Origin of the sequence: Methylobacterium sp. SyP6R, assembly GCF_019216885.1 — a bacterium.
GTDB lineage: Bacteria > Pseudomonadota > Alphaproteobacteria > Rhizobiales > Beijerinckiaceae > Methylobacterium.
The window spans coordinates 545629-570843 of the sequence record NZ_JAAQRC020000001.1 but is presented as its reverse complement, the minus strand read 5'-3'; the positions used below and the strand labels follow the sequence as shown (position 1 = coordinate 570843).

Annotated in this window: 19 protein-coding genes; 14 read left to right on the top strand and 5 right to left on the bottom strand. The window is 69.9% G+C overall.

Annotation, left to right across the window (positions count from 1 at the left end):
• Positions 1-89: 89 nt before the first annotated feature.
• Positions 90-1205: a D-alanine--D-alanine ligase family protein gene (locus HBB12_RS02595; protein ID WP_236987930.1), complete on the top strand. Its 1116-nt coding sequence runs from the start codon at positions 90-92 to the stop codon at positions 1203-1205.
• Positions 1206-2042: 837 nt separating this feature from the next.
• Positions 2043-3041, top strand: coding sequence for a Hint domain-containing protein (locus tag HBB12_RS02590; protein WP_236987929.1), 999 nt, complete (start codon positions 2043-2045; stop codon positions 3039-3041).
• Positions 3042-3085: 44 nt separating this feature from the next.
• Here the strand turns inward: HBB12_RS02590 and mdoH are convergent, their stop codons facing one another.
• Entirely contained in the window at positions 3086-4888 is a 1803-nt protein-coding gene (mdoH, locus tag HBB12_RS02585; protein ID WP_236987928.1) for a glucans biosynthesis glucosyltransferase MdoH, read from the bottom strand.
• Between the two features lie 72 nt (positions 4889-4960).
• On the opposite strand from mdoH, the gene HBB12_RS02580 reads away from it, so the two are divergent.
• From HBB12_RS02580 to HBB12_RS02545, 8 genes are all read left to right on the top strand, one after another.
• A complete protein-coding gene (locus tag HBB12_RS02580) occupies positions 4961-5863 on the top strand; it encodes a zinc-dependent alcohol dehydrogenase (RefSeq protein ID WP_442919338.1) in 903 nt (300 codons plus the stop codon).
• Positions 5864-5974: 111 nt separating this feature from the next.
• The gene (locus HBB12_RS02575) at positions 5975-6376 is read left to right on the top strand and encodes a 6-pyruvoyl trahydropterin synthase family protein (RefSeq protein WP_236987927.1); all 402 of its coding nucleotides are present in this window, start codon (positions 5975-5977) and stop codon (positions 6374-6376) included.
• Positions 6376-7419, top strand: coding sequence for a glycosyltransferase family 4 protein (locus tag HBB12_RS02570; protein ID WP_236987926.1), 1044 nt, complete (start codon positions 6376-6378; stop codon positions 7417-7419). Before HBB12_RS02575 ends, HBB12_RS02570 begins: the two co-directional genes overlap by 1 nt.
• A 7-nt stretch (positions 7420-7426) precedes the next feature.
• Positions 7427-8281, top strand: coding sequence for a methyltransferase domain-containing protein (locus tag HBB12_RS02565; protein ID WP_236987925.1), 855 nt, complete (start codon positions 7427-7429; stop codon positions 8279-8281).
• Positions 8282-8680: 399 nt separating this feature from the next.
• The gene (locus HBB12_RS02560; protein WP_236987924.1) at positions 8681-9757 is read left to right on the top strand and encodes a GHMP family kinase ATP-binding protein; all 1077 of its coding nucleotides are present in this window, start codon (positions 8681-8683) and stop codon (positions 9755-9757) included.
• A gap of 257 nt (positions 9758-10014) precedes the next feature.
• Entirely contained in the window at positions 10015-14676 is a 4662-nt protein-coding gene (locus HBB12_RS02555; protein ID WP_236987923.1) for a methyltransferase domain-containing protein, read from the top strand.
• Between the two features lie 72 nt (positions 14677-14748).
• The gene (locus HBB12_RS02550; protein ID WP_236987922.1) at positions 14749-15345 is read left to right on the top strand and encodes a D-sedoheptulose 7-phosphate isomerase; all 597 of its coding nucleotides are present in this window, start codon (positions 14749-14751) and stop codon (positions 15343-15345) included.
• A 197-nt stretch (positions 15346-15542) separates the two neighbouring features.
• Entirely contained in the window at positions 15543-16769 is a 1227-nt protein-coding gene (locus HBB12_RS02545) for an HAD-IIIA family hydrolase (RefSeq protein ID WP_236987921.1), read from the top strand.
• A gap of 71 nt (positions 16770-16840) precedes the next feature.
• Here the strand turns inward: HBB12_RS02545 and HBB12_RS02540 are convergent, their stop codons facing one another.
• Positions 16841-17413 carry a sulfotransferase family protein gene (locus HBB12_RS02540; RefSeq protein WP_236987920.1) on the bottom strand — a complete coding sequence of 191 codons (573 nt, stop codon included), beginning with the start codon at positions 17411-17413 and terminating at the stop codon, positions 16841-16843.
• Positions 17414-18157 carry a hypothetical protein gene (locus HBB12_RS02535; RefSeq protein WP_236987919.1) on the bottom strand — a complete coding sequence of 248 codons (744 nt, stop codon included), beginning with the start codon at positions 18155-18157 and terminating at the stop codon, positions 17414-17416. It lies immediately after the preceding gene.
• 693 nt (positions 18158-18850) lie between these two features.
• Here HBB12_RS02535 and HBB12_RS02530 point away from each other — a divergent pair.
• Positions 18851-19345: a hypothetical protein gene (locus HBB12_RS02530; protein ID WP_236987918.1), complete on the top strand. Its 495-nt coding sequence runs from the start codon at positions 18851-18853 to the stop codon at positions 19343-19345.
• A 145-nt stretch (positions 19346-19490) separates the two neighbouring features.
• On the opposite strand, the gene HBB12_RS02525 is transcribed toward HBB12_RS02530, so the two are convergent.
• Positions 19491-20030 (bottom strand): cytochrome b, encoded by a 540-nt coding sequence (locus HBB12_RS02525; RefSeq protein ID WP_236987917.1) that lies wholly within the window; start codon positions 20028-20030, stop codon positions 19491-19493.
• Between the two features lie 232 nt (positions 20031-20262).
• Between HBB12_RS02525 and ribA the strand changes: the two genes are divergently transcribed.
• Both ribA and bfr read left to right on the top strand, forming a co-directional pair.
• Positions 20263-21381 carry a GTP cyclohydrolase II RibA gene (gene ribA, locus HBB12_RS02520; protein WP_236987916.1) on the top strand — a complete coding sequence of 373 codons (1119 nt, stop codon included), beginning with the start codon at positions 20263-20265 and terminating at the stop codon, positions 21379-21381.
• Between the two features lie 125 nt (positions 21382-21506).
• A complete protein-coding gene (gene bfr / locus HBB12_RS02515) occupies positions 21507-22004 on the top strand; it encodes a bacterioferritin (RefSeq protein ID WP_236987915.1) in 498 nt (165 codons plus the stop codon).
• Positions 22005-22110: 106 nt separating this feature from the next.
• Here bfr and HBB12_RS02510 read toward each other — a convergent pair whose 3' ends face one another.
• On the bottom strand, positions 22111-22356 hold the full coding sequence (locus tag HBB12_RS02510) for a (2Fe-2S)-binding protein (RefSeq protein ID WP_203152928.1): 246 nt from the start codon (positions 22354-22356) through the stop codon (positions 22111-22113).
• A gap of 301 nt (positions 22357-22657) precedes the next feature.
• On the opposite strand from HBB12_RS02510, the gene HBB12_RS02505 reads away from it, so the two are divergent.
• Positions 22658-25204 carry a PAS domain-containing protein gene (locus HBB12_RS02505; RefSeq protein WP_236987914.1) on the top strand — a complete coding sequence of 849 codons (2547 nt, stop codon included), beginning with the start codon at positions 22658-22660 and terminating at the stop codon, positions 25202-25204.
• Positions 25205-25215 lie beyond the last annotated feature (11 nt).

Sequence of the window (25215 nt, the reverse complement as noted above, 5' to 3'; positions counted from 1 at the left end):
TCTTCCACGCGCGATAATCAGGGCCGCCCCGCGGGTACCCGCGCGGGTTTGAAAAGCTCGAGTTTCAGGCGATCGAGGGTGCGCGCATCATGACCGAGAAGACCCGCGTCGCCGTCCTGTATGGCGGCAGATCCGGCGAGCACGAGGTCTCGCTGCGCTCCGCCGCCTCGGTGATCCGCCATCTCGACCGCGACCGCTTCGAGGTGATCCCGGTCAGCATCGACAAGGCCGGGCGCTGGCAGCGCCACGACCTGCGCCGGATCACCCAGACCGGGGACGAGAGCCTGTCGATCCCGGCCGAGAGCCCCGAGGTGCGGCTGGCGCAAGGCGCCGAGGGACGCGCCGCCTTGGTCGGGCTCGACGGCGCGCCGGCCCGCGCCGAGATCGACGTGGTGTTTCCGGTCCTGCACGGGCCGCTCTGCGAGGACGGCACGCTGCAGGGCCTGCTGGAGCTGACCGAGACGGCCTATGTCGGCTCGGGCGTGATGGCCTCGGCGGTCGGCATGGACAAGGACGTCACCAAGCGGCTCGCCGGCCTCGCCGGCATCCCGATCGCGCCCTATCGCGCCTTCACCCGGCGGGCTTACGAGCGCGGCGACATCTCCCTCGACGACATCGCCGCCGGCCTGACGCTCCCGGTCTTCGTCAAGCCCTGCAACATGGGTTCCAGCGTCGGCATCCATAAGGTGAAAGACTGGGCCGACCTGCCCGCGGCTTTGGCCGACGCCTTCCGGTACGACGTCAAGGTGCTGGTCGAGCAGGGCATCGACGCCCGCGAGATCGAGGTGGCGGTGCTCGACGGCGATCCACCCTTCGTCAGCGTGGCGAGCGAGCTGAACCCGCAAGCCCATCACGACTTCTACTCCTACGCCGCCAAGTACCTCGACCCCGAGGGCGCCAGCGTCGACCTGCCGGCCAACATCGGCGCTGAGCAGATGGAGCGGGTGCGCGCCCTGGCCTTGCGCGCCTTCGAGGCGCTCGAATGCAGCGGGATGGCCCGCGTCGACTTCTTCCTCGACCGAAAGGGTGGCGATTTCTACCTCAACGAGGTCAACACCCTGCCGGGCTTCACCTCGATCAGCATGTACCCGCAGATGATGGAGGCCTCCGGCGTGCCCTATCCGGAGTTGCTGACGCGTCTGGTCGACCTGGCGCTGGAGCGGCACCGGACGCGGCAGGGCTTGAAGCGCGAATTCGTGGGGTAGCGGCTCTCTTCTCTCCGCGGGGCGAGCCCGGCTGGGGGCGGTTGCGCCGCCCTCCGCATCCCGACCCGCGGCAAACACGATTCGCGCCCTTGTCCCGCCGGTTCCGGTCTCGCCCGGGATCGGCGGAACCCGCGTCGTCCCACTGTGACGGCACGACTGGACGGCGCTTGCGTCGACCGCTCCCACCAAGGGAGCCTTTTGTCGTCTCGCTCGACAGTCCTGACGCTCTCGGCGTCATCCCGGGTCTGCGAAAGCGGAACCCGGGATCCATCGCTGCAGACGGTACGGTATCGGGCGGAAAGCGAAGGGCCCTTCTCTTGAACGGTCCGAGATTCCGGATCGTCCTTCGCGCCCCTCGGGTCAGGGTTCCGCGGCGCAGCCGCGGAACGACGGGCGATGTCGACTGAGCGAGATCCTGTCTGATCTGATCGCAGAGTGGGTCCAGCCGCACAGCCGCTCGCAGGCTTCGCCCGCCAGCCCGGTGTGCCAGCCCTGGCCCTGGCCCTGGTCGAAGCTGTCCCATCGGGAACATTCGGCAATGCATCTCGGGAAAATGCGGCAATCGAATTGCTGATCTTACCGATAGATCGACAGGACTCAGATGTCCGTGTCTCGATGAGATCGTAGCAATAAAACCACAGACCTCGAGAAACCTCTGGATATGCCTGCAAGACCGGGTGTTGCTGCGGCTTGCGACGTGCTTACCCTGCGGGCGTCGCCGCAACGGCTGCCGGCAAGCATCGCGCGGCCGCGCCATACCATCGCGTGAATGCTCATTCGCGCGATTCGCGTGGCCTATACAGCAATCATCTTGAATAAGCCGGGGAGGTTCATCCGATGCCTGTTTTCAACAACACCATGTACGGTGCGGGATTCGTCGCCACGGATGACGGAGCACCGTCGGCCGGCTTCGGCCTCGACGACGTGTCGACCTCGACCATCACGGTGACCGGTACGGTCGCCAAGGTCGGCGACACCGTCCAGGCGACCGGCATCTTCCCGGCCGAGAGCGCGTCCACCACCAAGACGCTCTACGCGACTCAGTACGATTCGCAGAGCATGATCCAGTTCACCGATAATCCGGGCGCCCCCACGACGCGCTACGTCTTCTCGAACACGGCGCTCGCCAAGCGCCAACGCGTCAGCTTCGACGACAACAACAGCCCGACCGACTACACGCCGCCGGTCTGCTTCGTCACCGGCACGCGCATCCGCGCGATGCGCGACGGCACCGAGGCCGAGACCGCCGTCGAGGACCTGCGGGTCGGCGACAGCGCGGTGACCGCCTCCGGCGCCCTGCGGCCGATCGTCTGGATCGGGCACCGCGCCATCGACGGCGCCGGCAAGGCCCTGCACCACGACCAGCAGCCGATCCATGTCCGCGCCGGCGCCTTCGGGGCGGGCCTGCCCACCCGGGATCTGCGCCTCTCGCCCGGCCACCCGGTCCTCGTCGGCATGGATGCGGACGGCGCGGGCGGCCATCTCGTGCCGATCATGTGCCTGATCAACGGCACCAGCATCGCCCGCGAGCCGGTCACGTCGGTCACCTACTGGCACGTCGAGTTGGACAGCCACGACATCCTGCTCGCCGAGGGGCTGCCCGCCGAGAGCTACCTCGACTGGGGCGACCGCCCGTTCTTCACCGAAGGCTCCGACCACGCCCTGCACAACCCGGACTTCGTCGTGCCGGGCCTCGCCGCCCGCTGCCGGCCGGTCGCCGTGGACGGTCCGGTGGTCGAGGCCGAGCGGGCCCGCCTCTCGGGCGTGTTCGCGGCGTCGCTCGGCGAAGCCTGCGCCTGGGACGAGGCCGAGCGCTTCACCTGGATCGCAGCCTGAAGACACAGATGTCGGGCCGGGCCGTGAAGGCCCGGCCCACCCTGTCAGGACACGGCCGCCTCCGCCCGGCCGGCCTGGAGCCGCGCGATCTCCCAGGGCGGAGCGATCTCCTCCCGTGTCGCGCAGAGCCCGGACCGGACCATGGCGCGCCCGGCGCCCGGGGCCGCGGTGAGGACCGCGAAGGGCACGCTGAGAAGGCTGCCGAGGGTGAGCGGCAGGCTCCAGGCGAGGAGCGCCGGCGCGATCACGGCGAGCGCCGCGCAGACGAGAACCCCGAACAGCGTGACGCCGCCGAGCGCCCGGAACGCCTCGCCCCAGCGCAGGCCCGTCGTGTCCCGCCCTTGCGCCGTCCAGAGCCCGGCCCGGCCGACGGCGAGCCCGATCATCACCCCGGTGAGCCGCACCGACGAGGCGCCGAGCAAGAGGAACGACGCCGCGATCTCGGCCGCCATCCCGGCGAGGAAGCGGACACCCCCGCCATGGGCCGCCCGGACCTCGCGATCCGCCAGCACGGCGGCGTAGCCGGCGAGCTTCGGAGCGAGCGAGAGCAGGAGCCAGGCGAGGGTGAGCGCGGCGGCCCCCGTCGCCGGGCCGTCCTGCGTCGCGGCGCGCCAGGGCAGCAGCAGGAGCGCCAGCGTCAGGGCCGGCGGGTTGAGGAACATCAGCACCGCCCAGGCGAGCTGGAACCGGCTCATCGGCTCGAGGCCCGGCATCGCCGGCAGGCGCAGGTATTGCAGGTTGCCGCGGCACCAGCGGGCATCGCGGGTGAGGTGGTCGAGGAGCGTCGGCGGATTGTCCTCGAAGCTGCCCTCCTCGATCGGCAGCACCCGGACCTCGTAGCCGGCCCGGCGCATCAGCACCGCCTCGACCTGGTCGTGCGACAGCACCGCGCCTCCGCCGCGCAGAGGGGGCAGCCGGCAATGGGCCGCGAAGGGGGCGATGCGCAGAACCGCGTTGTGGCCCCAGAACGGGCCGCATTCCGCCCCCCACCAGGCCGCGCCCAGCGTGTAGGGCAGCATGCCGTGGCGCATGCCGAACTGGAACAGCCGGGCAAAGGCGCTTGAAGCCGGCGCGCCGACCGCCAGGCTCTGCAGGATGCCGAGGCGCGGATGCGCCTGCATGATGCGCACGAGGCGCAGGATCGCCGGTCCCGTCATCAGGCTGTCGGCGTCCAGCGGCAGCATCAGGTCGGCGTCGCTGCCGGCGCAGAAGTCCTGGAGGTTGCCGGCCTTGTAGCCGGCATTGTCGCGCCGGCGGCGATACCGAATCCGGTCCGCCTCCGGGCCGGGCAGCCCGGCGCGCCAGGACGCGACCCACGCCTCCTCGGCCCGGATCACCTGCGGATCGTCGCTGTCGCTCAGCACGTGGTAGCGGAAAGCATCGCCGTGGCCGGTGCGCTCCAGGCTCTCGCGCACCAGGGCGAGACGCGACAGCGCCCGGGCCGGATCCTCGTTGCGCAGGGTCATCACCACGGCGGTGGAGACGTGGAGCGGCGCCTCCCCCTCCCCTGCCGCCGCGTGCGGCGCGGCGGCGAGCATGCCCGGGCGGCCCGCCCGCAGGAGCAGGAAGCCGATCGCGGCATTCCAGAATCCCAGCACCGTCCAGGGCAGGGTGGCGAGGCCACAGGCGAGGAGCGCGAGGTCGAGCCCGTCGATCCCGTCCCCGTCCTGCGCCAGCACCCCCCAGAGACCCGCCGCGAGGGCCAGGATCGTGGTGAGGTTGAGCCCGAGCACCAGGAGGCGACGGCGACGCAAGGTGACGCAGGCTTGCAGGCCCGTCGGCGTCGTGAGAGGAGCGCGGGCGGGCCCCTCCGCGAGGGTGACCACCGAGGAGTCGGTTTGCGGCATCGTCAGGCATCCGGGAGCGACACGGCGGACGCCGTGCGGGCGCTCTGGTATAGCGCAGCCGGCCAGGCGGAGCTGCGGCAAGAGCGCCTGCCCCCAGCCGGTCCGGACGAGGTGCGGGCACGTACCCTGTGGACGGCCCTGAGCCGCGGCACCGAACGTCTGGTCTTCGAGGGCCGGGTTCCGCAAGCGGTGGCGGAACGGATGCGGGCCCCGGGCCAGGGCGGCGAGTTCTCCTTTCCGGTCAAGTACGGCTATTGCGCCGTCGCCGAGACGGAGGACGGCGAGCGGATCTTCGCGCTCCAGCCGCACCAGGAAGCGTTCAATGCCCCGCGGGACAGCCTGTGCCCCCTGCCGGAGGGCCTGCCGCCGCGTCGCGCCGTGCTCGCCGCCAACATGGAGACGGCACTCAACGCCCTGTGGGATGCGGGCGCCGGGCCGGGGGACCGGATCGCGGTGGTCGGCGGCGGCGTGGTCGGGCTCCTCGTCGCCCATCTCTGCGCCGGCCTGCCGGGGGCGGAGGTCTGCCTGATCGACCGCGACCCCGCCCGGGCGGAGACGGCGCGGGCGCTCGGCCTCGCCTTCGCCCTGCCGGAGGCGGCGCCGCGGGAGGCCGACATCGTGTTCCATGCCAGCGCGAGCGCGGCCGGGCTGGACCTCGCTCTGTCGCTCGCGGGAGAAGAGGGGACGATCGTCGAATTGAGCTGGTACGGCACCGATACCGTCGCCGCGCCGCTCGGCCTCGCCTTCCATGCCCGGCGCCTGCGCCTGATCGCCAGCCAGGTCGGGGCGGTGGCGGCCTCGCGCCGCCCGCGCTGGAGCCACCGGCGCCGCCTCGCCAAGGCCCTCGCCCTGCTGCGCGATCCCCGCCTCGACGCCCTCGTCACCGAGGAGGTCGCCTTCGACGCCCTGCCCGCCGCCCTCCCCCGCCTGCTCGCGCCCGGCGCGCCGGGCCTGTGCACCGTGATCCGGTACTAGGGCACGTCACGATCGCACTGCAATCGCGACGTGCCGTAGTCTTTGTTTTGCCGCATTTTCTACGACGAACCGGCATCCACTTCGTCGGACAATGCTCTTGAAGGAGACCCCATGTACGCCATCGAGGTCCGCGACCACGTGATGATCGCCCACAGTTTCCGGGGCGAGCTGTTCGGGCCGGCGCAGGCCCTGCACGGGGCGACCTTCGTGGTCGACGTCGCGTTCTTCCGCGAGAGCCTGACCCCGGACGGGGTGGTGGTCGATATCGGCCGGGCGAGCGAGGCGCTGAAGACGATCCTGGCGCCCATCAACTACCGCAACCTGGACGACCTGCCGGAATTCGCAGGCAAGAACACCACCACCGAATTCCTGTGCGGGCACATCCACGGCGCGATGGCCGCCGCCGCCCGGGCCGGCGATCTCGGCCCCGGTGGCGAGGGCGTGAGCCGCATCCGGGTGACCCTGCACGAATCCCACCTGGCGCGGGCCTGGTTCGAGGCGCCGCTCGCCTGATGCGCCTCTGTCTCGCCGTCCCGGGCGACCTCTCGGCCCCGACCGGGGGCTACGCCTATGCCCGCGAAATCCTGGCGCATCTGCCGGCGCACGGCGTCGCGGCGACCCATCTGGCGCTGCCGGGCGGATTTCCGGCTCCGGGCCCCGACGATCTCGCCCGTACCGCGGTCCTCCTGGCGGCGGTACCGGCCGGGACGGGCCTCCTCGTCGACGGCCTCGCCTACGGGGCGCTGCCGCCGGATCTGATCCGCGCCGTCGGGCGCCCGGTCTCGGTGCTGGTGCATCACCCCCTCGGCTACGAGACCGGCCTGTCGCCGGAGCGGGCGGCGGCCCTGGTCGCGAGCGAGCGGGCGGTGCTGGCGCTCGCAGACCGTGTCGTCGCGACGAGCCGCTACACCGCCCGGTTGCTCGCGGCCGAGTTCGGCGTGGATCACGCGCGGATCGCGATCGCCGAGCCCGGCACCGCCCCCGCCGCCCGGGTGGCGCCGCGGCCGGGCCCGCATGTCAGGCTGCTGGCCGTCGGCACCGTGACGCCGCGCAAGGGCTACGCCGTGCTGGTACAGGCCCTCGCCGCACTGATCGATCTCGACTGGTCGCTCACCATCGCCGGGAGCCTCGACCGGGCGCCCGCTTGCGCCGCCGCCCTGCGCGCGCAGATCGCCGCCTCGTGCCTCCGGGACCGCATCACGCTCGCGGGCACGGTGACGCCCGAGGCCCTGGAGCGGCTCTATCAAGAGGCCGACCTCGCGGTCTCGGCCTCGCTGTTCGAGGGCTACGGCATGGCGCTGGCCGAGGCCCTGGCCCGCGGCCTGCCCCTCGTCGCCACCACCGGGGGCGCCGCCGCCGAGACCGTGCCGGCCGGCGCCGGCCAGGCGGTGCCACCCGGTGACGCGCCTGCCCTGGCCGCGTCCTTGCGTGCGCTGATCGCCGATCCGGTCCGCCGCGCCGAGGCCGCCGCGGCGTCCTGGAATGCGGGGCGGCGACTGCCGGACTGGCCCGACACCGCGGCGGCGGTCGCCGCCGCCATGAGGACGTCATCGTGAGGACGACATGAGCGGCTTCAGCACCGACTGGCTCGCCCTGCGCGAGCCCGCCGACCACGCCGCCCGCGACGCAGGCCTCGTCGCGGCCCTCGCGCGGGCGCTGCCGCCGCAGGTGCGGGCCGTCGATCTCGGCTGCGGCACCGGCTCGAACCTGCGGGCGCTGGCGCCCCATCTGGGTCGCGCCCAGGACTGGGTGCTCGTCGACCACGATCCCGCCCTGCTCGCCGCCGCGAAGGCCCGCCTCGCGGCCTGGGCCGAGCGGGCGGAGGCGGCCGGGGACGGCCTGGTCCTGCATCGCGGCGGCGCGCGGATCGCCGTCCGGTTCCGGGTCCTCGACCTCGCGGCCGACCCGGCGGCGGCGCTCGCCGAGGGGCCGGACCTCGTCACCGCGGCGGCGTTGTTCGACCTCGCCTCGGACGCCTGGATCGCCGCCGTCGCCGGAGCGGTCGCCGAAGCCGGCGCGGTCTTCTACACCGCCCTCACCTATGACGGCCGGGAAGAGTGGACGCCGCCGCACCCGGCGGACGCCGCGATCCACGCCGCCTTCCTGGCCCACCAGGCCGGCGACAAGGGGTTCGGGCCGGCCAGCGGCCCGGGTGCGACCGGGGCGCTGGCCGAGGCCTTCCGGGAGCGCGGATATACGATCGGGACCGCCTCGAGCCCGTGGCGCCTCGGGCCGGACGAGGCCGCCCTGCTGCACCAGCTCGCCGAGGGCACGGCGCGGGCGGCGCGGGAGACCGGGCAGGTCGCGGCAGCGGATGTCGCCTCATGGTCGGCACTGCGGCAGCGCCCCGGCACGGGAGCGGTGATCGGCCATCGAGACCTCCTCGCCGTCCCCTCGGTGACGCGGATGCTTGCCTGATTCTTGGTTGCCGACCCTCGGTCGGTCTCCGGCCGAACGGACCATCGGCCGGGCGACGCGGCAGCGGCCGGCGACCCGGGATCGACCGTCGCGAATCCGGCCCGATCATCACTGACTTTGGGTAAGGCAGCACAAGCAAGACAATCCTGATCCACCCATGACCCCGTGCAACGCCCTCCATCGCCTGCGGCCCTGGGTTTTCGCGCCCGGCTGTTCCACCACCCATAAGTTGTCGGCACCGTGCCTCGCCGACATCGCCGTCTCTCGGGCAAGGCGATAGTGGCACAGCCCAGCGGCAACACGTTGGACATGGGTGATTCCGAGGCAACAGAACCTTATCTCACAATCTTTCTATCATTCTAAATTTGGCTACAATTCTCTTGCATCAGAATGAAAAATTTGCTTCATGCCGCACCAGGCAAAGGAGTCAGTGTCTTGCGAGAAGTTACCATCCGCTCACGAGCGCCTCTGAGGCTCGGTCTCGCAGGTGGCGGCACCGACCTGTCCCCGTATTGCGACGAGTACGGCGGGGCCATTCTCAATTGCACGATCGATCGCTACGCATACGCGTTCATCACCCCTCGTAACGACGGCGTCATCCGCTTCGTGGCGAGCGACATCAACAAGGAAGAGAGCCATCAGACCGGGAACGTTCTCGATATCGGCGCGGGCCTGAGGTTCCATCGGGCGGTCTACAACTATTTCGTCGAGTCCGGCTTCCTCGATCCCAAGATCGGCATGACGGTCACGACCGGCGTCGATTCTCCGCCCGGATCGGGCCTCGGCTCCTCGTCCGCCCTCGCCGTCGCCCTGTGCGAGGCGTTCCGGTTCTTCTGCAACACGCCGCTCGGGCTCTACGACCTGGCCCATCTCGCCTTCGAGATCGAGCGCCTGAAGCTGAGCCTCGCCGGCGGCAAGCAGGATCAGTACGCCGCCTCGTTCGGCGGCGTGAACTTCATCGAGTTCCTTCCGCAGGACCGGGTCATCGTCAACCCGCTGCGGGTCGACCGGTCGGTGCTCAACGAGCTCGAAGCATCCCTCGTCGTCTGCTCCACGGGCGTGTCGCGCGAATCCGAGCAGATCATCAACCAGCAGGTCGGCCGCATGGTCGAACGGAACGCCCAGACGCTCGAGGCGCTCCATGCGATCAAGCAAGCCGCGATCGACATGAAGCAGGCGCTGCTGACCGGGAACCTTCGTGCGCTCGGCGAGATCCTGAATCATTCGTGGATCTCGAAGAAGAAGACCGCGTCCGGGGTGTCGACCCAGGTCATCGACACGTTGTTCGACGCCGGCATGCAGAGCGGTGCGCATGCGGGCAAGATCTCCGGCGCGGGCGGCGGCGGCTTCATCATGTTCCTGGTCGAGCCGGAGAAGCGGCGCCAGCTGATCGCACGCCTGAACGAGGCCGGCGGCTCGGCCGGGCCGGTCCACCTGACCGGGCGGGGCGTCGAATCCTGGAAAACGCAGAACTAGCGCATTTTCCGACGAAGCGGGCACCGGTTCGTCGGAAAATACAGCAAAATCAAAGATCTGGAGCAGCATCTGGTTGCACGGCAATCGGGCGCCGCTCCAGACGGGACGATCGCAACCAACCTTAACCCCCCGCGCCTCGACCGAACTGTCCTTCTGCTGGTGAATCGATAATGGCCGATCTGGAGCGCTACGACCCTTCGATCAAGGGGCGCATAGCCTACGAACATCTGCATCGCTATGCCGTCGCGAAAGATTACGTGACCGGAGCGGCCGTGCTCGACATCGCCTGCGGCGAGGGTTACGGCGCGGCGAACCTCGCATCCGTGGCGCGCCACGTCACCGGCGTCGACATCGACGCCGGAACGGTCGCCGAGGCCCGGGCGCGCTACGGCAACCGCGACAACCTGACCTTCCTGCACGGCGACGCGGAGAAGATTCCGGCGGACGACGCCAGCTTCGACGTGGTGGTGTCGTTCGAGACGATCGAGCACCTCAAGGACGCGGATCGCTTCCTGCGGGAGATCAAGCGGGTCCTGAAGCCCGGCGGCCTTCTCATTATCTCGTCGCCGAACGAGCCCGAATACCGGAAGAGCCTGTCGCACCCGAACCCGCATCATCTGCGTGAGTTCGATCTTCCGAGCTTCCAGGGCATCCTCTCGGCGAACTTCAGGACCTGCGACATGCGCGGCCAGCGCATGTTCATCGGATCGATGGTCGCGCCGCTGGCGAACGGGTCCATCCCGAACGAGCCGAGCTACCGGGCCTTCACCGGCGACCTCGGCGGGCTGACCCGGCCGACCGAGATCCATTCCGGCGTCGGCCGCCTGGCCTCGCCCGAATACTACGTCTGTTTCTGCAGCGACAACGAGATCTATCACCCCGTCGCGGCCGATTCGGTTCTCGTGCTGCCGGACGACGACCTCTGGCTCAGCCATCGCGAGATCACCAAGTGGGCCTCCGGCGTCCATGACGAGACGGAGATCCTGCGCCGGCGGATCGGCGAGGTCGAGCACGAGCTCGCCCTCGCCCGCCAGCGGGAGAGCGCCCTGGCGGAGCAGGCGCGCCTCGCCGAGGCCACCCACCAGATCCTGTCCGACAACCGGTCGACGGTCCATCAGCTGCTCGAAACCGGCCAGCAGCTCGCCGCCCACACCGCGCGCGCCGACCGCGCCTTGTCGCAGCGCGAGGAGCAGATCGGCGAGTTGCTGGCACAGGCCGAGCAGCGCGGCTCCGACCGGCAGCGCCAGGCCTTCGAGCGCGACCTGTCGATGCTCTCGCCGCTCCTGTCCCGGCTGAACGGCGAGCAGACGCCCGCCACGGTCCACGCCCTGGTCGACGGCCTCGCCCTCGCCTGGCACGAGCGGGAAATAGCGAACAGGGAGGCCGCGCTCGTTCGCGGCCGCCTCACCGACGAGCAGAGCTTGCGCGACCGGCTCGAGACCTCCGTCGCCTCGCTCGCGGCGCTCGAGCGCCGGATGCAGGAGCGGGAGGCGGAACACGCGGCCGACCGCCAGGCACGCGACGCGCGGGACGCCGAGCGGAAGGCGGCGCATGCCGCCGAGCTCCAGGCACGCGACGCGCGGGACGCCGAGCGGGAGGCGGCGCACGCCGCCGAGCTCCAGGCACGCGACGCGCGGGACGCCGAGCTGCGCGAGACCGTGCAGGGGCTCGGGCAGCAGCTCACCATCGCGAAGAACGAGCAGGGCCGGCTGGAGACCGAGGCGCGGGACCGTATCGCGCGCTCCGACGCCGCCCTCGCCGAGGCCGCCCGCGATGCGGAGAACCGCCTGCGCGCCCGCGACGAGGCCCATCGCACCGCCACGGCGGCCCTGCAGGAGCGGATCGAGCGGCAGAGCCAGACCGTGCTGCGGCTGACGGCCGAGGTCGCGGCGCGCGAAGCCGCCCTCGCCCAGGCCGCCGGCGAGGCGGAGAGCCGCCTGCAGGCCCGCGACGAGGCCCATCGCACCGCGGTGGCGGCGCTCACGACCGAGATCGCCGTGCACGAGGCGGACCGCGTCCACGCCAACCGCCAGGCGACGGAGGCGGCCGCTTCCCGCGACGAGGCGCATGCCGCACAGATCGCCTCCCTCACCGCGACCCTCGCCGACCTCCGGCGGCAGCTCGAAGCGGCGGAGAGGAAGCTCGCGCAGACCGGGTCCGCGCCGACCGACACCGTCCTCGCCTACCGGGACGCGCTCGACCGCAGCTCGAGGCGTGCCTCGCACGTCGTCCGGCTGGACATGATGCGGAATCCGCCGTCCTCATCCGTGAACCTCCAGGCGTTCAACCCCGGCGAGCCGCTCTACGAGAAGCTGTTCTTCGACGAACAGCGCTACGTGAGGCTCTACGGCGACGCGCTGGAAGACGGCGTCGATCCGTTCCGGCATTACATCGAGACCGGCTGGCGCGAGGGCCGGTCGCCGAACGTCATGTTCGACGGCGACTGGTACCTCGCCACGCATGCCGAGGCCCTGGCCTCCGGGCTCAATCCGCTGTCGCATTACGTGCGCGTCGGCGCCGCCGCCGAGCTGCAGCCGCATCCGCTGTTCGACCGCCACTACTACGTGAGCCGCCACCCCGAATCGGTGCGCCATGCGGGCGATGCGTTCCAGCACTTCGTGCGGGCCGGCCTGTGGGCGAACCACGCCCCCAACGCGGAGATCGAGACGCTGGCGGGCGAGGGGCCGGTCATCGCGGTGATCGAGCAGTGCCTCGGCGAGGAGCTCAGCCCGGCGATCGACGCCGAGACGTGGCCGTCGACCCTCAACGACTACTGGATTCCCCAGAGCCTGCGGGACTACGTCGGCGACGAGTTCGGCCAGGATCCGATCGACGGACTGTCCTACCTGTTCTCGGTGATCGAAGCCTACGACGCCGATCCGGACGGGTTCGCGGCGAGTCCCGCGCTCAAATACCTCGTCCAGCGCGCCCGGCGGCTCACCGCGCCGTCCGACCAGACGCAGCCCGACGTGTCGATCGTCATTCCGGTCTACAACAACCTCGTCTACACGCTGACCGCGATCGTCTCGATCCTCGAGCACGAGACGTCCTACAGCTACGAGATCGTCGTCGGCGACGACCGGTCGACGGATGCGACGCCGAGCATCGTCTCGCGCCTCGGCCACAACATCGTGCTGGCCCGGCACGCGACCAATCTCGGCTTCCTGCACAATTGCAACGAATGCGCGCGGCAGGCGAAGGGGCGTTACCTCGTCTTCCTGAACAACGACACGATCGTCCTGCCGGGCTGGCTCGACGAGCTCATCGCCCCCTTCGCGGCCGACCCGGCCGTCGGCATGACCGGATCGAAGCTCATCAACGGCGACGGCACGCTGCAGGAGGCCGGCGGCATCCTGTGGAACGACGGTAGCGCCTGGAATTACGGCCGGGGCAGCAACGCCCGGCTGCCGCATTTCAGCTACTCCAAGGACGTCGACTACATCTCGGGCGCCTCGATCGCGTTCCCGAAGACGCTCTGGGACGAGCTCGGCGGCTTCGATCCGCTGTACACGCCGGCCTACAACGAGGATTCGGACATCGCGTTCCGGGTCCGCGCCGCCGGCTACCGGACCTGGCTCGCGGCGCATTCGGTCCTGATCCATCACGAGGGCCGCTCCCACGGCCGCGACGTCACGTCGGGGATCAAGGCCTATCAGGTCGCCAACCAGCGCAAGTTCCTCGAGCGCTGGAGCGCCACGCTCGCGGCCGAGCACTTCCCCAATGCCGAGAGGGTCTTCCTGGCCCGGGACCGCAGCGCGCGCCGTCCCCACATCCTGATCGTCGACCACTACGTGCCGCAATGGGACCGCGATGCCGGATCGCGCACCATGCTGCACTTCATCCGGATGTTCCTGAAGCAGGGCTTCCACGTCACGTTCTGGCCCGACAACCTCTACAACGACCGGACCTATGCCCGGCCGCTGCAGAATCTCGGCGTCGAGGTCATCTACGGTCCGCAATACGTCGGCGGGTTCGAGGCCTGGTACCGGGACAACGCGGACGATCTCGGCTACGTCTTCCTGAGCCGGCCGCAGATCGCCGAGAAATACATCGACGCGATCGACCGCCAAAAGAGCAAGGTCCTGTTCTACGGCCACGACCTGCATTGGCGCCGGCTGGAAATCCAGTGGAACGTATCCCAGGACGAGGCGGTCCACGATGAGATGACCGCGATGCGGACGCTCGAGGAGAAGATCTGCCTTGGCTCGGACGCGATCTTCTATCCGAGCCAGACCGAGATCGACATCCTGCGGGCCTCCCTGCCCGACCTGCCGCCGGCGGCGGCGGTGCCGGCCTGGTTCTTCGACGAAGCCGAGATCGCCGCGATGTGGGAGCGCAACACGCAGGCGCCCAGCCGCGACGCCGCCCACCTGATGTTCGTCGGCGGCTTCCAGCATGGGCCGAACGTCGACGGCGTGCTGTGGTTCGTCTCGGAGGTGTGGCCGACGATCAAGGCCGCGGTGGCCGATGCCCGGCTGACGATCGCCGGCTCGAACCCGCCGGGCGACATCCGCAACCTCGTCAACACGGCGCCCTCGGTGACCGTGGCCGGCCATATCAGCGACGCGGCTCTGCGGCAGCTCTACGCCCAGGCCTCGGCGGCGATCGTCCCGCTGCGCTTCGGCGGCGGCGTCAAGGGGAAGGTGATCGAGGCGTTCTCCAACGCGATCCCGGTCGTATCGACTTCGATCGGCATGCAGGGCATCGACGCCGACGACATCTGCATCGTGGCCGACGAGCCCGGCGCCTTCGCGGACGGCGTCATCCGCTGCCTCCTCGATCCGGCGGCGACCCAGGCGCGGGCGGCGCGGGCGATCGAATTCCTGTCGCGCGACTATGCGCTGGCGGCGCTGGTGCGCAGCATGCAGCCCTACGTGCCGGAACTCGGCGGGCCTCCCGCCACTTCCGGCGAGTCGTGACCCGTCCGCGCGCCGCCGATTCCCATCCCGACAGAACGACCGGCCCGAAAGACCAGCCCGAAAGACCAGCCGATGTCCGATAAGCCCTGCCACGTCCTGTCCCACTTCGAGGCGTCCAGCGCCGCCTTGGCCGACACCCTCAAGGAACAGGCCTTCATCGAGTCCTGCCGCCAGATGACGGCGGCCTGCGTCCGCACCCTGCGCGGGGGCGGCAAGCTCCTGTTCGCCGGCAACGGCGGCAGCGCGGGCGACGCCCAGCACATCGCCGGCGAGTTCGTCTCCCGCCTCAACTTCGATCGCGCGCCGCTGGCCGCGATCGCCCTCACCGTCGACACCTCGGTGCTGACGGCGGTGGGCAACGATTACGGGTTCGATCGTGTCTTCGAGCGGCAGGTCCTGGCGCTCGGCCGCAAGGGCGACCTGTTCTGCGGCATCTCGACCTCGGGCCGCTCGCCCAACATCCTGCGCGCGCTGCGCGCCGCGCGCGAGCTCGGCGTCACCACGGTCGGGCTCATGGGTGCGAATGGCGGCGAGATGGCGGATCTCTGCGACCTGGTGCTGGCCGCGCCCCACACCAGGACGCCGATGATCCAGCAGCTCCACATCACGGCGGCCCACGCGATCTGCGGCGCCGTCGAGGAGGAGATCTTCGGCGGCCCTGCCGCCTGATACGCGGCGCCCTCCAGCGAGAGAGCGCGCCCGCATCGGCCGCCGGGGAGGGAGCCTCCTCTCGCGCATTTTCCGACGAAGTGGGTGCCGGTTCGTCGCAGAAATTGCGGCAAAATCAAAGACCTAGAGAGCTTCGTGATTGCAACGCGATCGCGGCGCTCTCCAAGGTGCCCGATCGTCCGTGACTGGAAACCAAGATGATTGCGACCCATTCCCAGCCGACGGACGTCCGGCAGGCCGTCATCCTCTGCGGGGGGATCGGCAGCCGCCTCGGCGCCCTGACGGCGGCGACGCTGAAGCCCCTGCTCCCCGTGGCGGAGACGCCGTTCCTCGAGCGGCTGCTGTTCGAGATCGGCCGGTTCGGGATCGACCGGGTCCTGTTCCTCGCCGCTCACCGCGCCGACGACATCCGCGCCTTCGCGGCGGAGGCGTGTCCACGGCTCGGCCTGACCTTCGAGATCGCGGTCGAGCCCGACCGGGCCGGGACCGGCGGCGCCCTCTGGCACGCCCGCGACCAGCTCGACCCGGTCTTCTTCCTGTTCAACGGCGACAGCTGGTTCGACGTCAACCTCCTCGACCTGGCGACCCGGCTCGGGCCGGACGACCTCGCGGTCCTGGCCCTGCGGGAAGTGGAGGATGCGGCACGCTACGGCACCGTGACGGTGGACGGCCCGCGCGTGCGGCGTTTCGCGGAGAAGACCGGCTCCCCGGCGCCGGGCCTCGTCAATGGCGGCATCTACGTCGTCCGCCGCTCGCTCGTCGACAGCCTGTCGCCGTCCTCCTCGCTCGAGGCCGACGGCCTGGCCAAGCTCGCCGAGAGCGGCCGGGTCGCAGGCCGGCGCTATGACGGCTTCTTCATCGATATCGGGATCCCGAGCGATTTCGAGCGGGCCCAGAGAGCGATCCCGGCGGCCCAGCGCCGGCCGGCCGTCTTCCTCGACCGCGACGGCGTCCTCAACGAGGATTGCGGCTATGTCGGCGAGATCGAGCGGTTCCGCTGGCTGCCTGGCGCCCGGGAGGCCGTCAAGACCCTGAACGATGCCGGCGCCTTCGTGTTCGTGGTGACGAACCAGGCCGGCGTCGCGCGCGGCTTCTACGACGAGGCGGCCGTCGGCCTGCTACACGCCCACATGCAGGCGGAGCTGCGGACGATGGGCGCGCATATCGACGCCTTCCGGTACTGCCCCTACCATCCGGACGGCACGGTGCCGGCCTATGCCCGCGTCTCGGACTGGCGCAAGCCCGCACCCGGCATGATCCTCGATCTCCTGAGCCGATGGCCCGTCGACGCGGCGACGAGCTTCCTGGTCGGCGACCAGGATCACGACGTGGCCGCGGCCCGGGCGGCGGGCATCGTCGGATACAAGATCGGCGGGAGCGACTCCCTCGACGACCTGGTGCGGGCCCGACTCCCGCGTTCGTGACGATCCGCACTGGGCGGGGTGCGGCGACGGCGATGCTCCGGCCCCGCGCCCCGTCCGGGCGGCGGCGGCCGTCAACCGCCCGGCATCGCACCGGCCCATCGGCCGGCCTCCACGGCGCAGCGGTCGTCGAAGGCGACCGGCGGCGTCCTCCACCGGATGTCCGCCATCGCCGCCCCCGACATGACCTGTTCGTAGATGTTCTCCAGATCGAACAGATGGCTGCTCTGGGCATCGTCGAACCGGGGGGATGCGGGGGACGGAGTGCCGTCTCTCGCGAGGCTCGCCTCGCAGCCCCTGAAAAAGGGCTCGCCGCAGAAATCCAGTACCGTGCGCATCACCCTGGCCGGATTCTCGGTCACGTCGCCCTGCCTGACCGGAAGCGCCCTCCCCGGCCCGAGATGCCGCATCGCCTCGACCAGACATTGGGTCGCTCTCTCCCACGCCTCGGCGGCATCCTTGAAGGCCGCGGGATCCACGCCCGCCTCCCCGGAGACCAGCCGGGACGTTACCGCCGCCGTGGGGCGCCCGAGCGTGCCGATGAACCGTGCGTCGGGGAACATGCGCGCCAGACCGATCGCCAGGCCGGTATTGTCCGCCGTGCCGTCGACCCAGCGGCCCTTCGTCGAGTGCGGCGACCGGATCATCTAGAACCGTCTGTCGAAGTGCGGCGACATGTTCTCCGCGCGGGCAAACAGGATCTCCAGCGACCGGCGTCGGCTGATCTCGTGGTGCATGTCGCTGATCATCTGCCCCTGTCGGCGCAGGACATCGTCGAGATCGAGGCTGTACGTCTTCACCGACGAGCCGGGAGCCCGGCTCGCTGCCTCGAACGCCCGCAGCGCTCCGACGTAGAAGCCCGGCAGCCAGCTGGTCTCGTCCATCGGGTAGACGTTCGGATGCTGCCCGACCGCCCAGGCGAGACGGCGGGTGTCGGGCCGGTGCGGGCCGATGACGAAGATCGGAGCGTTCGACGACGGCCCCCGGGGCATCGCCTTCCTGGGGCGCAGATGGACCATCGGGTCGTAGGCAAAATCCGAGACGACGAGGGCGAGCTCGCGCTGATCGTCGTTCATGCCACGCGCGGACGGGGTCGCGGCGTAATCGCTCTCGATCCTGATCGCGAACGAGCCGGACGGATCGTGGATCGGGTAGCTCAGCTTGAGATTCTCCCAAGGCCTGCCGAACTCGACGCCCTCCGCGATTTGCCCGTTCAAAAAAATGCGGACATTGAACGGGAAATAATCATAAAGGTCAGGATCTCCCGTCGACAGGCAGAAGCTTAGATCGCCCTCGTTATCGATTTTCTTCACGCCGATATTGCAGATCTTAGCGATCCATCCGTCGCCGCTCACGGCGACGGAATCATCGATGACGATCTCCAGCTTCATGCCATACCATCCTATATATAATATATGCGATTTTCAATCTGCGTGACTATAAATCATAATTTAGAATATTTCATACCTCTTGACTGATTATAATTCAGACTGCATTTGCAAATGAAGTTTGCGACTGCATGGAAAACTCGCATTTTCGACCAATCCGGCATGTCATCCTACTCGTCGCAGCCCGAGTGCGGCACGCATCGATCGGCTGGGCTGTCCGGCACGGCAGACCCAAGATACTGGTACATAGCACATACATCAGACGCTCCATTGGATCAACGAAGTCCAGCCGAATGCCGCCATGCACGTCGGGTCGGAGGCCCGGATGACACGGCGTTGCGAAAGTCCGGTCGAAGCGGCTCCGGCGCAGGCGTCGGTCGCGGGACGTCTCGCCGAGCCCTGCGCGGCGCCACCGCCGCCATGGCAACCGCAGGATCAAGATCTCGTGGTGCACGAAAAGGCGCTCCGGCCGCCACCCTGCGACGGATCGTCGGGGCTGCGGCAGGCCGGATCACGACCGCCGCCGCCAGAACAATGGCCGCACCTCCCAAGACGAGGCGATCGGAAATCTTGACTGACGGGATCTCCGTGAACGGCGACGTTCATCGACATGCCATCCATTCATAGCGTGACATCGCAGATAAATCGGATATGAATACCATATCTCGCTTGCACCCCTCCATGCTCGATACTGGGATGACATCCGATCAGCACGGCGGTTCCTGCTTGCAATCACGCAGCGCGATTGTTATGGCGTCTGCCATTCCGTTTCAAGTCGGAGCTGGTATTGTGAAGTCCATTCGCCCGGATCTCAATGGTCGGCGTCTCATCAACGAAGAGAGCACGCGGACATGGCTGGTATTCAATGGATTGCGCCACCATGTAACCAGCTCCCCCGTCTATGACGCGCTGTTCAGGCCGGGAGTGACCTTCGATCACGTTCCGGACCTCGACAGCGTCGCCGAAGGTCCGGATCTCGGCCCCGGCACGTGCCTGGTGAGCGATAGCGAGACCGGCGAAATCTATCTGGTCTTCGGCGAGCCGTCGATCAACATCCGCAAATATGCCATCAAGACCTACGAAAATTTCGTAGAGCTGGGCTTCAACGAGGCGCTGGTGCGGACCGTTCCGCCCATCCTGCTTGCGGCCATTCCCTCCGGACGGCCGATACACTTCGCGATGCCGGCATAGCAGGCCGGCTTGCACGATCGCCCGGCGATTGCCGCGCAATCGCTGTCGCGATGCGGATATCGGCTTCGCTCGAGCGCGTGGAGCCGTCGGATCCGCCGCGCGGGCTCGTCATCCGACATCCGGGCGATCGTTTCCGGATGTCGGATCACTCCGTCCGTCCCGGCAGCATCCGCCGCAAGGTCCCGTCCCGCCGCACCAGATGGTGATGCAGGGCGGCGGCGGCATGCAGCAGCACCAGCGCGACCAGCGTGAAGGCCGCGACCTGGTGCACCCGGAGGATCGCCTCGCCCACCGGCATGCCGCCGGAGATCGGCAGGGTGAGGGGCAGGGTGAAGTACAGCATCACCGGGGCGCAGCAGGCCGAGGTGCCGGCCCAGCCGAGCAGCGGCACCGCCACGATCAGGGCGTAGAGCGCCAGGTGCGAGGCGTGGGCCGCCCGGCGCTGCCAGGCGGGCAGGCCGGCCGCCAGCGGGGGAGCGCCGCGGGCGGCGCGCACCAGGAGCCGCGCCAGGGCCAGTGCCAGCACGGTGAGCCCGAACGACTTGTGCCACTCGTAGAGCGCGTTCTTCACCGGTCCGTCGGGCAGGTTGGCCATGGCTAGAGCGATCGGCACCAGGGCGACGATCAGGACGGCGACGGCCCAGTGCAGCACCTTCTGGGACGGAGCATAGCTGGGCGGCGTCATGCGGCCTCACTCCCCGGATGTATGGACGGTCTGGACAATCGCGAAAGGTTGATGGAGGGATCCCGGCAAAGCGGGGCGGAACGCCCCACTTGAGCCAAGCGTGGCGAAACGCCCCGCATGCCGTCCGGCGTCGAACCGTGGCTTTGTCCCTTCACCGGTTCGTCCTCATGGTTCCCGGCCCGTCACGACCGTGCCGGGGCCATCTCTCTCAGGGTCGATGATGTCGGTCACGATGCAGAGTAGCAGCAGCAATCTAGACCCGGCCGCGGGCCGCGAACAGAGGCAGGAGCAGGTCGACGTCGAGCGGGCGCTGGCGGAGATCCGCGCCGGCCGGCCCGTCGCCCTGCGCGGCGCGGATCCGGTTCTCGCGCTGTCGGTCGAGGCCCTCGACGGCGACGCGGCCGGCGCCCTGGCGGCGCTCGCGGGCACGGGCGCGCGTCTCGTCCTGCCGGCGGCGCGCCTGCGCCGCCTCGGCCTCGCGGATCGGAGCGAGGCCGGCGCGGTCGCCCTGCCGGCGATCGACCCCGTCCGGATCGAGACCCTGGCCCTGCGCCTCGACGGGCGGATCGACGCGCCCGTGGCGCCGGCCTCGGCCGGCGACGAGGCGGCCCTCGCCCTGATGGCGCTGGCGCAGGTACTGCCGGCCGTCCTGGTGGTGCCCGGCGAGGCGGCGCCCCCCGGGACCCTCGCGGTCGGGGCGGCGTCGGTCGCGGCCTATCCGGGCCGGCAGGCGGCGTCCCTGAGGCCGGTCAGCCGGGCGCCGGTGCCGCTGGCGAGCGCGCCCGACAGCGAGTTCGTGGTCTTCCGCGGCGGCGAGGGGCTGCGCGATCAGGTGGCGGTGGTGATCGGCCGGCCGGACCTGTCGCGGCCGGTGGCGGTGCGGCTGCACTCGGCCTGCCTCACCGGCGACCTGTTCGGCTCGCTCAAATGCGATTGCGGCGACCAGCTGCGCGGCACCGCCGGCTGGATGGCGCAGAACGGCGGCGGCATCGTGCTCTACCTCGACCAGGAGGGCCGCGGGAACGGGCTCGCCAACAAGATCCGCGCCTACGACCTCCAGGCGCGCGGGCTCGACACCTACGAGGCGGACGAGGCCCTCGGCTTCGGCCTCGACCAGCGCCGGTTCGACTTCGCGGCCGCGATGCTGAAGGCGCTCGGCGTCACCTCCGTCCGGCTCCTCAGCAACAACCCCGAGAAGGCCGCGAGCCTGGAGGCCGCGGGGCTCACCGTGGTCGAGACCCAGCGGGCGCTCGGGCGGATCACGCCGGAGAACATCCGCTACCTGACCGCCAAGCGCGACCGGGCCGGCCACGCCCTCGACCTCGACGCCTTCGCCTGCCTCGACGTGTGAGCGCCGGATCCCGGGCTGTCAGCGCCTGGACGCTGTGGCCCTGCGGCACGTTCGCTGCTAGCTAGGGCCCCGGTTGGGCCGGCACCCGCCCGGCCCCATGGACGATCGACACGGGAGATCGAGCGATGAAGGGTGACGCCAAGGTCGTCGAGTACCTCAACCGCGGCCTGCGCAGCGAGCTGACCGCGGTGAGCCAGTACTGGCTCCACTTCCGGATGCTGAACGACTGGGGTTATGTCGATCTCGCCAAGTTCTGGCGCAAGGAGTCGATCGAGGAGATGAACCACGCCGATCGCTTCGTCGATCGGATCCTGTTCCTCGATGGCTTCCCGAACCTGCAGGAGCTCGATCCGCTGCGGATCGGGCAGAACGTCCTGGAAATCATCGAGTGCGATCTCGCCGCCGAGAACGAGGCGCGCAGCCTCTATCTCGAGGCCGCGAAGTACTGCGACTCGATCAACGACCGGGTGTCGAAGCAGCTCTTCGAGGCACTGGCCGCCGACGAGGAAGGCCATATCGACTTCCTGGAGACTCAGCTCGAGCTGATCAGCCAGATCGGCCTGCAACTCTACTGCCAGCGTCACATCGGCGGCCTGGAGACGATCCAGCCCGAGGCCATGTGAGCCCGAGGCCATGTGAGCCCGAGGCCATGTGAGCCCGAGACTCTGCGAGATCTCAGGTTGCGTGGCCAGTCGCGTGGCTTTCAGGTCGTGACGAGAGGGGGCCGCCTCAGGCGGCCTCTTCCTTCAATTCCTTCAGCGTGCAGGCCGCCCCGCAGGTGGTGGTGCAGGCGGCATGCGCCTCGGACAGGGCCCGATCGAGGATGCCCCGGATCGTGCGGGCGCAGCGGCCGCATTTCGGGCTGCAGCCGAGGCAGGCATAGACCTGGGCGGGCGTCCGCGGACAGCCCGGGCCGGGATTGAGGCACGCGCGCACCTGGCCGTCGGAGAGCACGTTGCAGGAACAGACGATCATGTTGTGACTGGAGCACCCGATCCGCGGAGCGCCGAGGGAATCGCTCCCGCAGACGGCTCTCAGATTAGAACTTTTGAAAACTACAACATAATCAACAAGTTACTGATTCGGCGCAGGGTCCGCAACCCGCACGGGTGCGGTCATCGCGCCGCAGGCGGTCGCCCGTGCGCGCCATTCGCGCATCCTTCGGCGCACCTTCGGGAAACCCTGCGCCGTCTTGGCGGTTGCCTGCAGGGTATCGCTCCGTCTATCCGGCTGCGGTTCCGCAGGGTCCGGCGGGGGCGGGCCGCAACGATCAGCCATGACCAGCGACGACGCGAGCGGACAGATCGAACCGGCCGGATGGGGCACCGTCATGCTCCCGGCCGGAGACCCGGAACCGGACATCCGGGAATCGGACCTTCCGGAACCGGACCTCACCGAGACCGCCCGCCTCGCCCGTGCGGTCTGCGGCAGCGCCTTCGCGCTGATCCACCGGGCGGACGCAGCCCCGGTCGGGTTCGTCCCGCCCGGGCTGTCCCCGCGGGATGCGGCGGCGCTCGCTCGCCTCGCCGGCGTCGAACCCGTGATCGTCCCGAATCTGGCCCAGGACGATCGCACCGCCGCCTTGCCCGCCGTGGCCGGTCCGCCGGGCCTGCGCTTTCATGCCGGCATCGCGCTTGCGGACCCGGATGGCCGGACCCTCGCCACCCTGTGCGTGCTCGATCCGGATGCGCGGCCGGACGGGCTGACGGAGCGGGAGGCCGAGGGCCTCGCCGTGCTCGCCGGGCAAGCGGCGCGGGAGATCCGCCTCGCCCGGGCGCTCGCCGAGGCCCGGGCCGACCGCGACGACCTGCGCAGCATCACCGAAGCCGCCCCCGCGCTGATCGCCGCCCTCGACCGCGACGAGATCTGCCGCTTCGCCAACGGCAATTTTTCGCGATGGTTCGGCCTCGCGCCGGACGAGGCCGTCGGGCGCCCGCTGCGGGCGATCCTCGGTGAGGACGCCTATGCGGTGCGCCAGCCGCTGCTCGCCCGGGCCTTCTCGGGCGAGACCGTGTCGTTCGAGATGCCCCATCCCGGTGCCGACGGGCGCCACGCGCTCGTGCGCTACGTGCCCCATCGCGGGCCCGACGGCGCGATCGCCGACCTGCACCTGCTCGGCGTCGACATGACCGCCGAGAAGGAGGCGCGGGCGGCGCTCGCCGACAGCGCCCTGAAGTTCCGGGCCATCGCCGAATCGATGCCCCAGATGGTGTGGTCGACCCTGCCGGACGGCTACCACGACTATTACAACACGCGCTGGTACGAGTTCACCGGCATGCCGGAGGGCTCGACCGACGGCGAGGGCTGGAACGCGATCTTCCATCCCGCCGAGCAACCGGAGGCCTGGCGGCGCTGGCGCCACTCGCTTGCCACCGGCGAGCCCTACGAGATCGAGTACCGCCTGCGCCGGCACGACGGTGTCTATCGCTGGGTGCTCGGCCGGGCGATGCCGATCCGCGATGCCCGCACCGGCGCGATCGAGCGCTGGTTCGGCACCTGCACCGACATCGACGACCAGGTCCGGGCCCGCGAGACCCTGGCCCGCAGCCGCGAGGCGCTGGAGGCGCTGGTAGCCGAGCGCACGGCGGCGCTCGCCGAGGCCAATGCGCGCCTGACCGCCGAGATCGAGGAGCGGGCCCGGATCGAGGAGGCGTTGCGCCAGTCGCAGAAGATGGAGGCGGTGGGGCAGCTGACGGGGGGCATCGCCCACGACTTCAACAACCTGCTCACCGGCATCGTCGGCTCGCTCGACCTGATGCAGACCCGCATCGGCGAGGGCCGCACCGAGAACCTGACCCGCTATGCCGGCCTCGCCATGGCCTCGGCCCAGCGCGCCGCGGCCCTGACCCACCGGTTGCTGGCCTTCGCCCGGCGCCAGCCGCTCGAGGCCCGGGCGGTCGACGCCAACCGGCTGGTGAGCTCGATGGACGAGTTGCTGCGCCGGACGCTCGGCGAGCGGGTGCAGCTGGAGGTGGTGGTGGCCGGCGGCCTGTGGCTGACGCTCTGCGACCCCAACCAGCTCGAGAACGCGATCCTCAACCTCGCGATCAACGCCCGCGACGCGATGCCCGACGGCGGGCGGCTGACCATCGAGACCGCCAACGCCCATCTCGACGACGCCTATGTGGCGAGCGAGATCGGGGTGCGGGCGGGGCAGTATGTCTGCCTCTGCGTCAGCGATACCGGGACCGGCATGAAGCCGGACGTGATCGCCCGCGCCTTCGACCCGTTCTTCACCACCAAGCCGATGGGCGAGGGGACGGGCTTAGGCCTCTCGATGATCTACGGCTTTGCCAAGCAGTCGGACGGGCACGTGCGGATCTATTCCGAGGTCGGCGCCGGGACGACGGTCAAGCTCTACCTGCCGCGGCACCGCGGACGCATCGCCGACGAGCCCGCCCCCGAGAGGGGCCTGCCGGTGCCGCGGGCCGAGCACGGCGAGACGGTGCTGGTGGTGGAGGACGATTCCACCGTCCGGGCGCTGATCGGCGAGACCCTGACCGAACTCGGCTACCGGGTGATCGAGGCGCCCGACGGGCGGACCGGCCTTCGCCTCCTCGAAGCGCCCGGGCGGATCGACCTCGTCGTCACCGATGTCGGCCTGCCGGGCCTCAACGGCCGCCGGATGATCGACGAGGCCCTGGCGGCGCGGCCGGACCTGCGGGTGCTGTTCATCACCGGCTACGCCGAGAACGCCGCCTTCGGCAACGGTCACCTCGCGCCCGGCATGCGGATGATCACCAAGCCTTTCGCCATCGACGCCTTCGCCGCCAAGGTCCGGGCGATGATCGAGCCGACGGGGAAGCGGCGCTTCGAAAGCTGACGTTTCCGCCG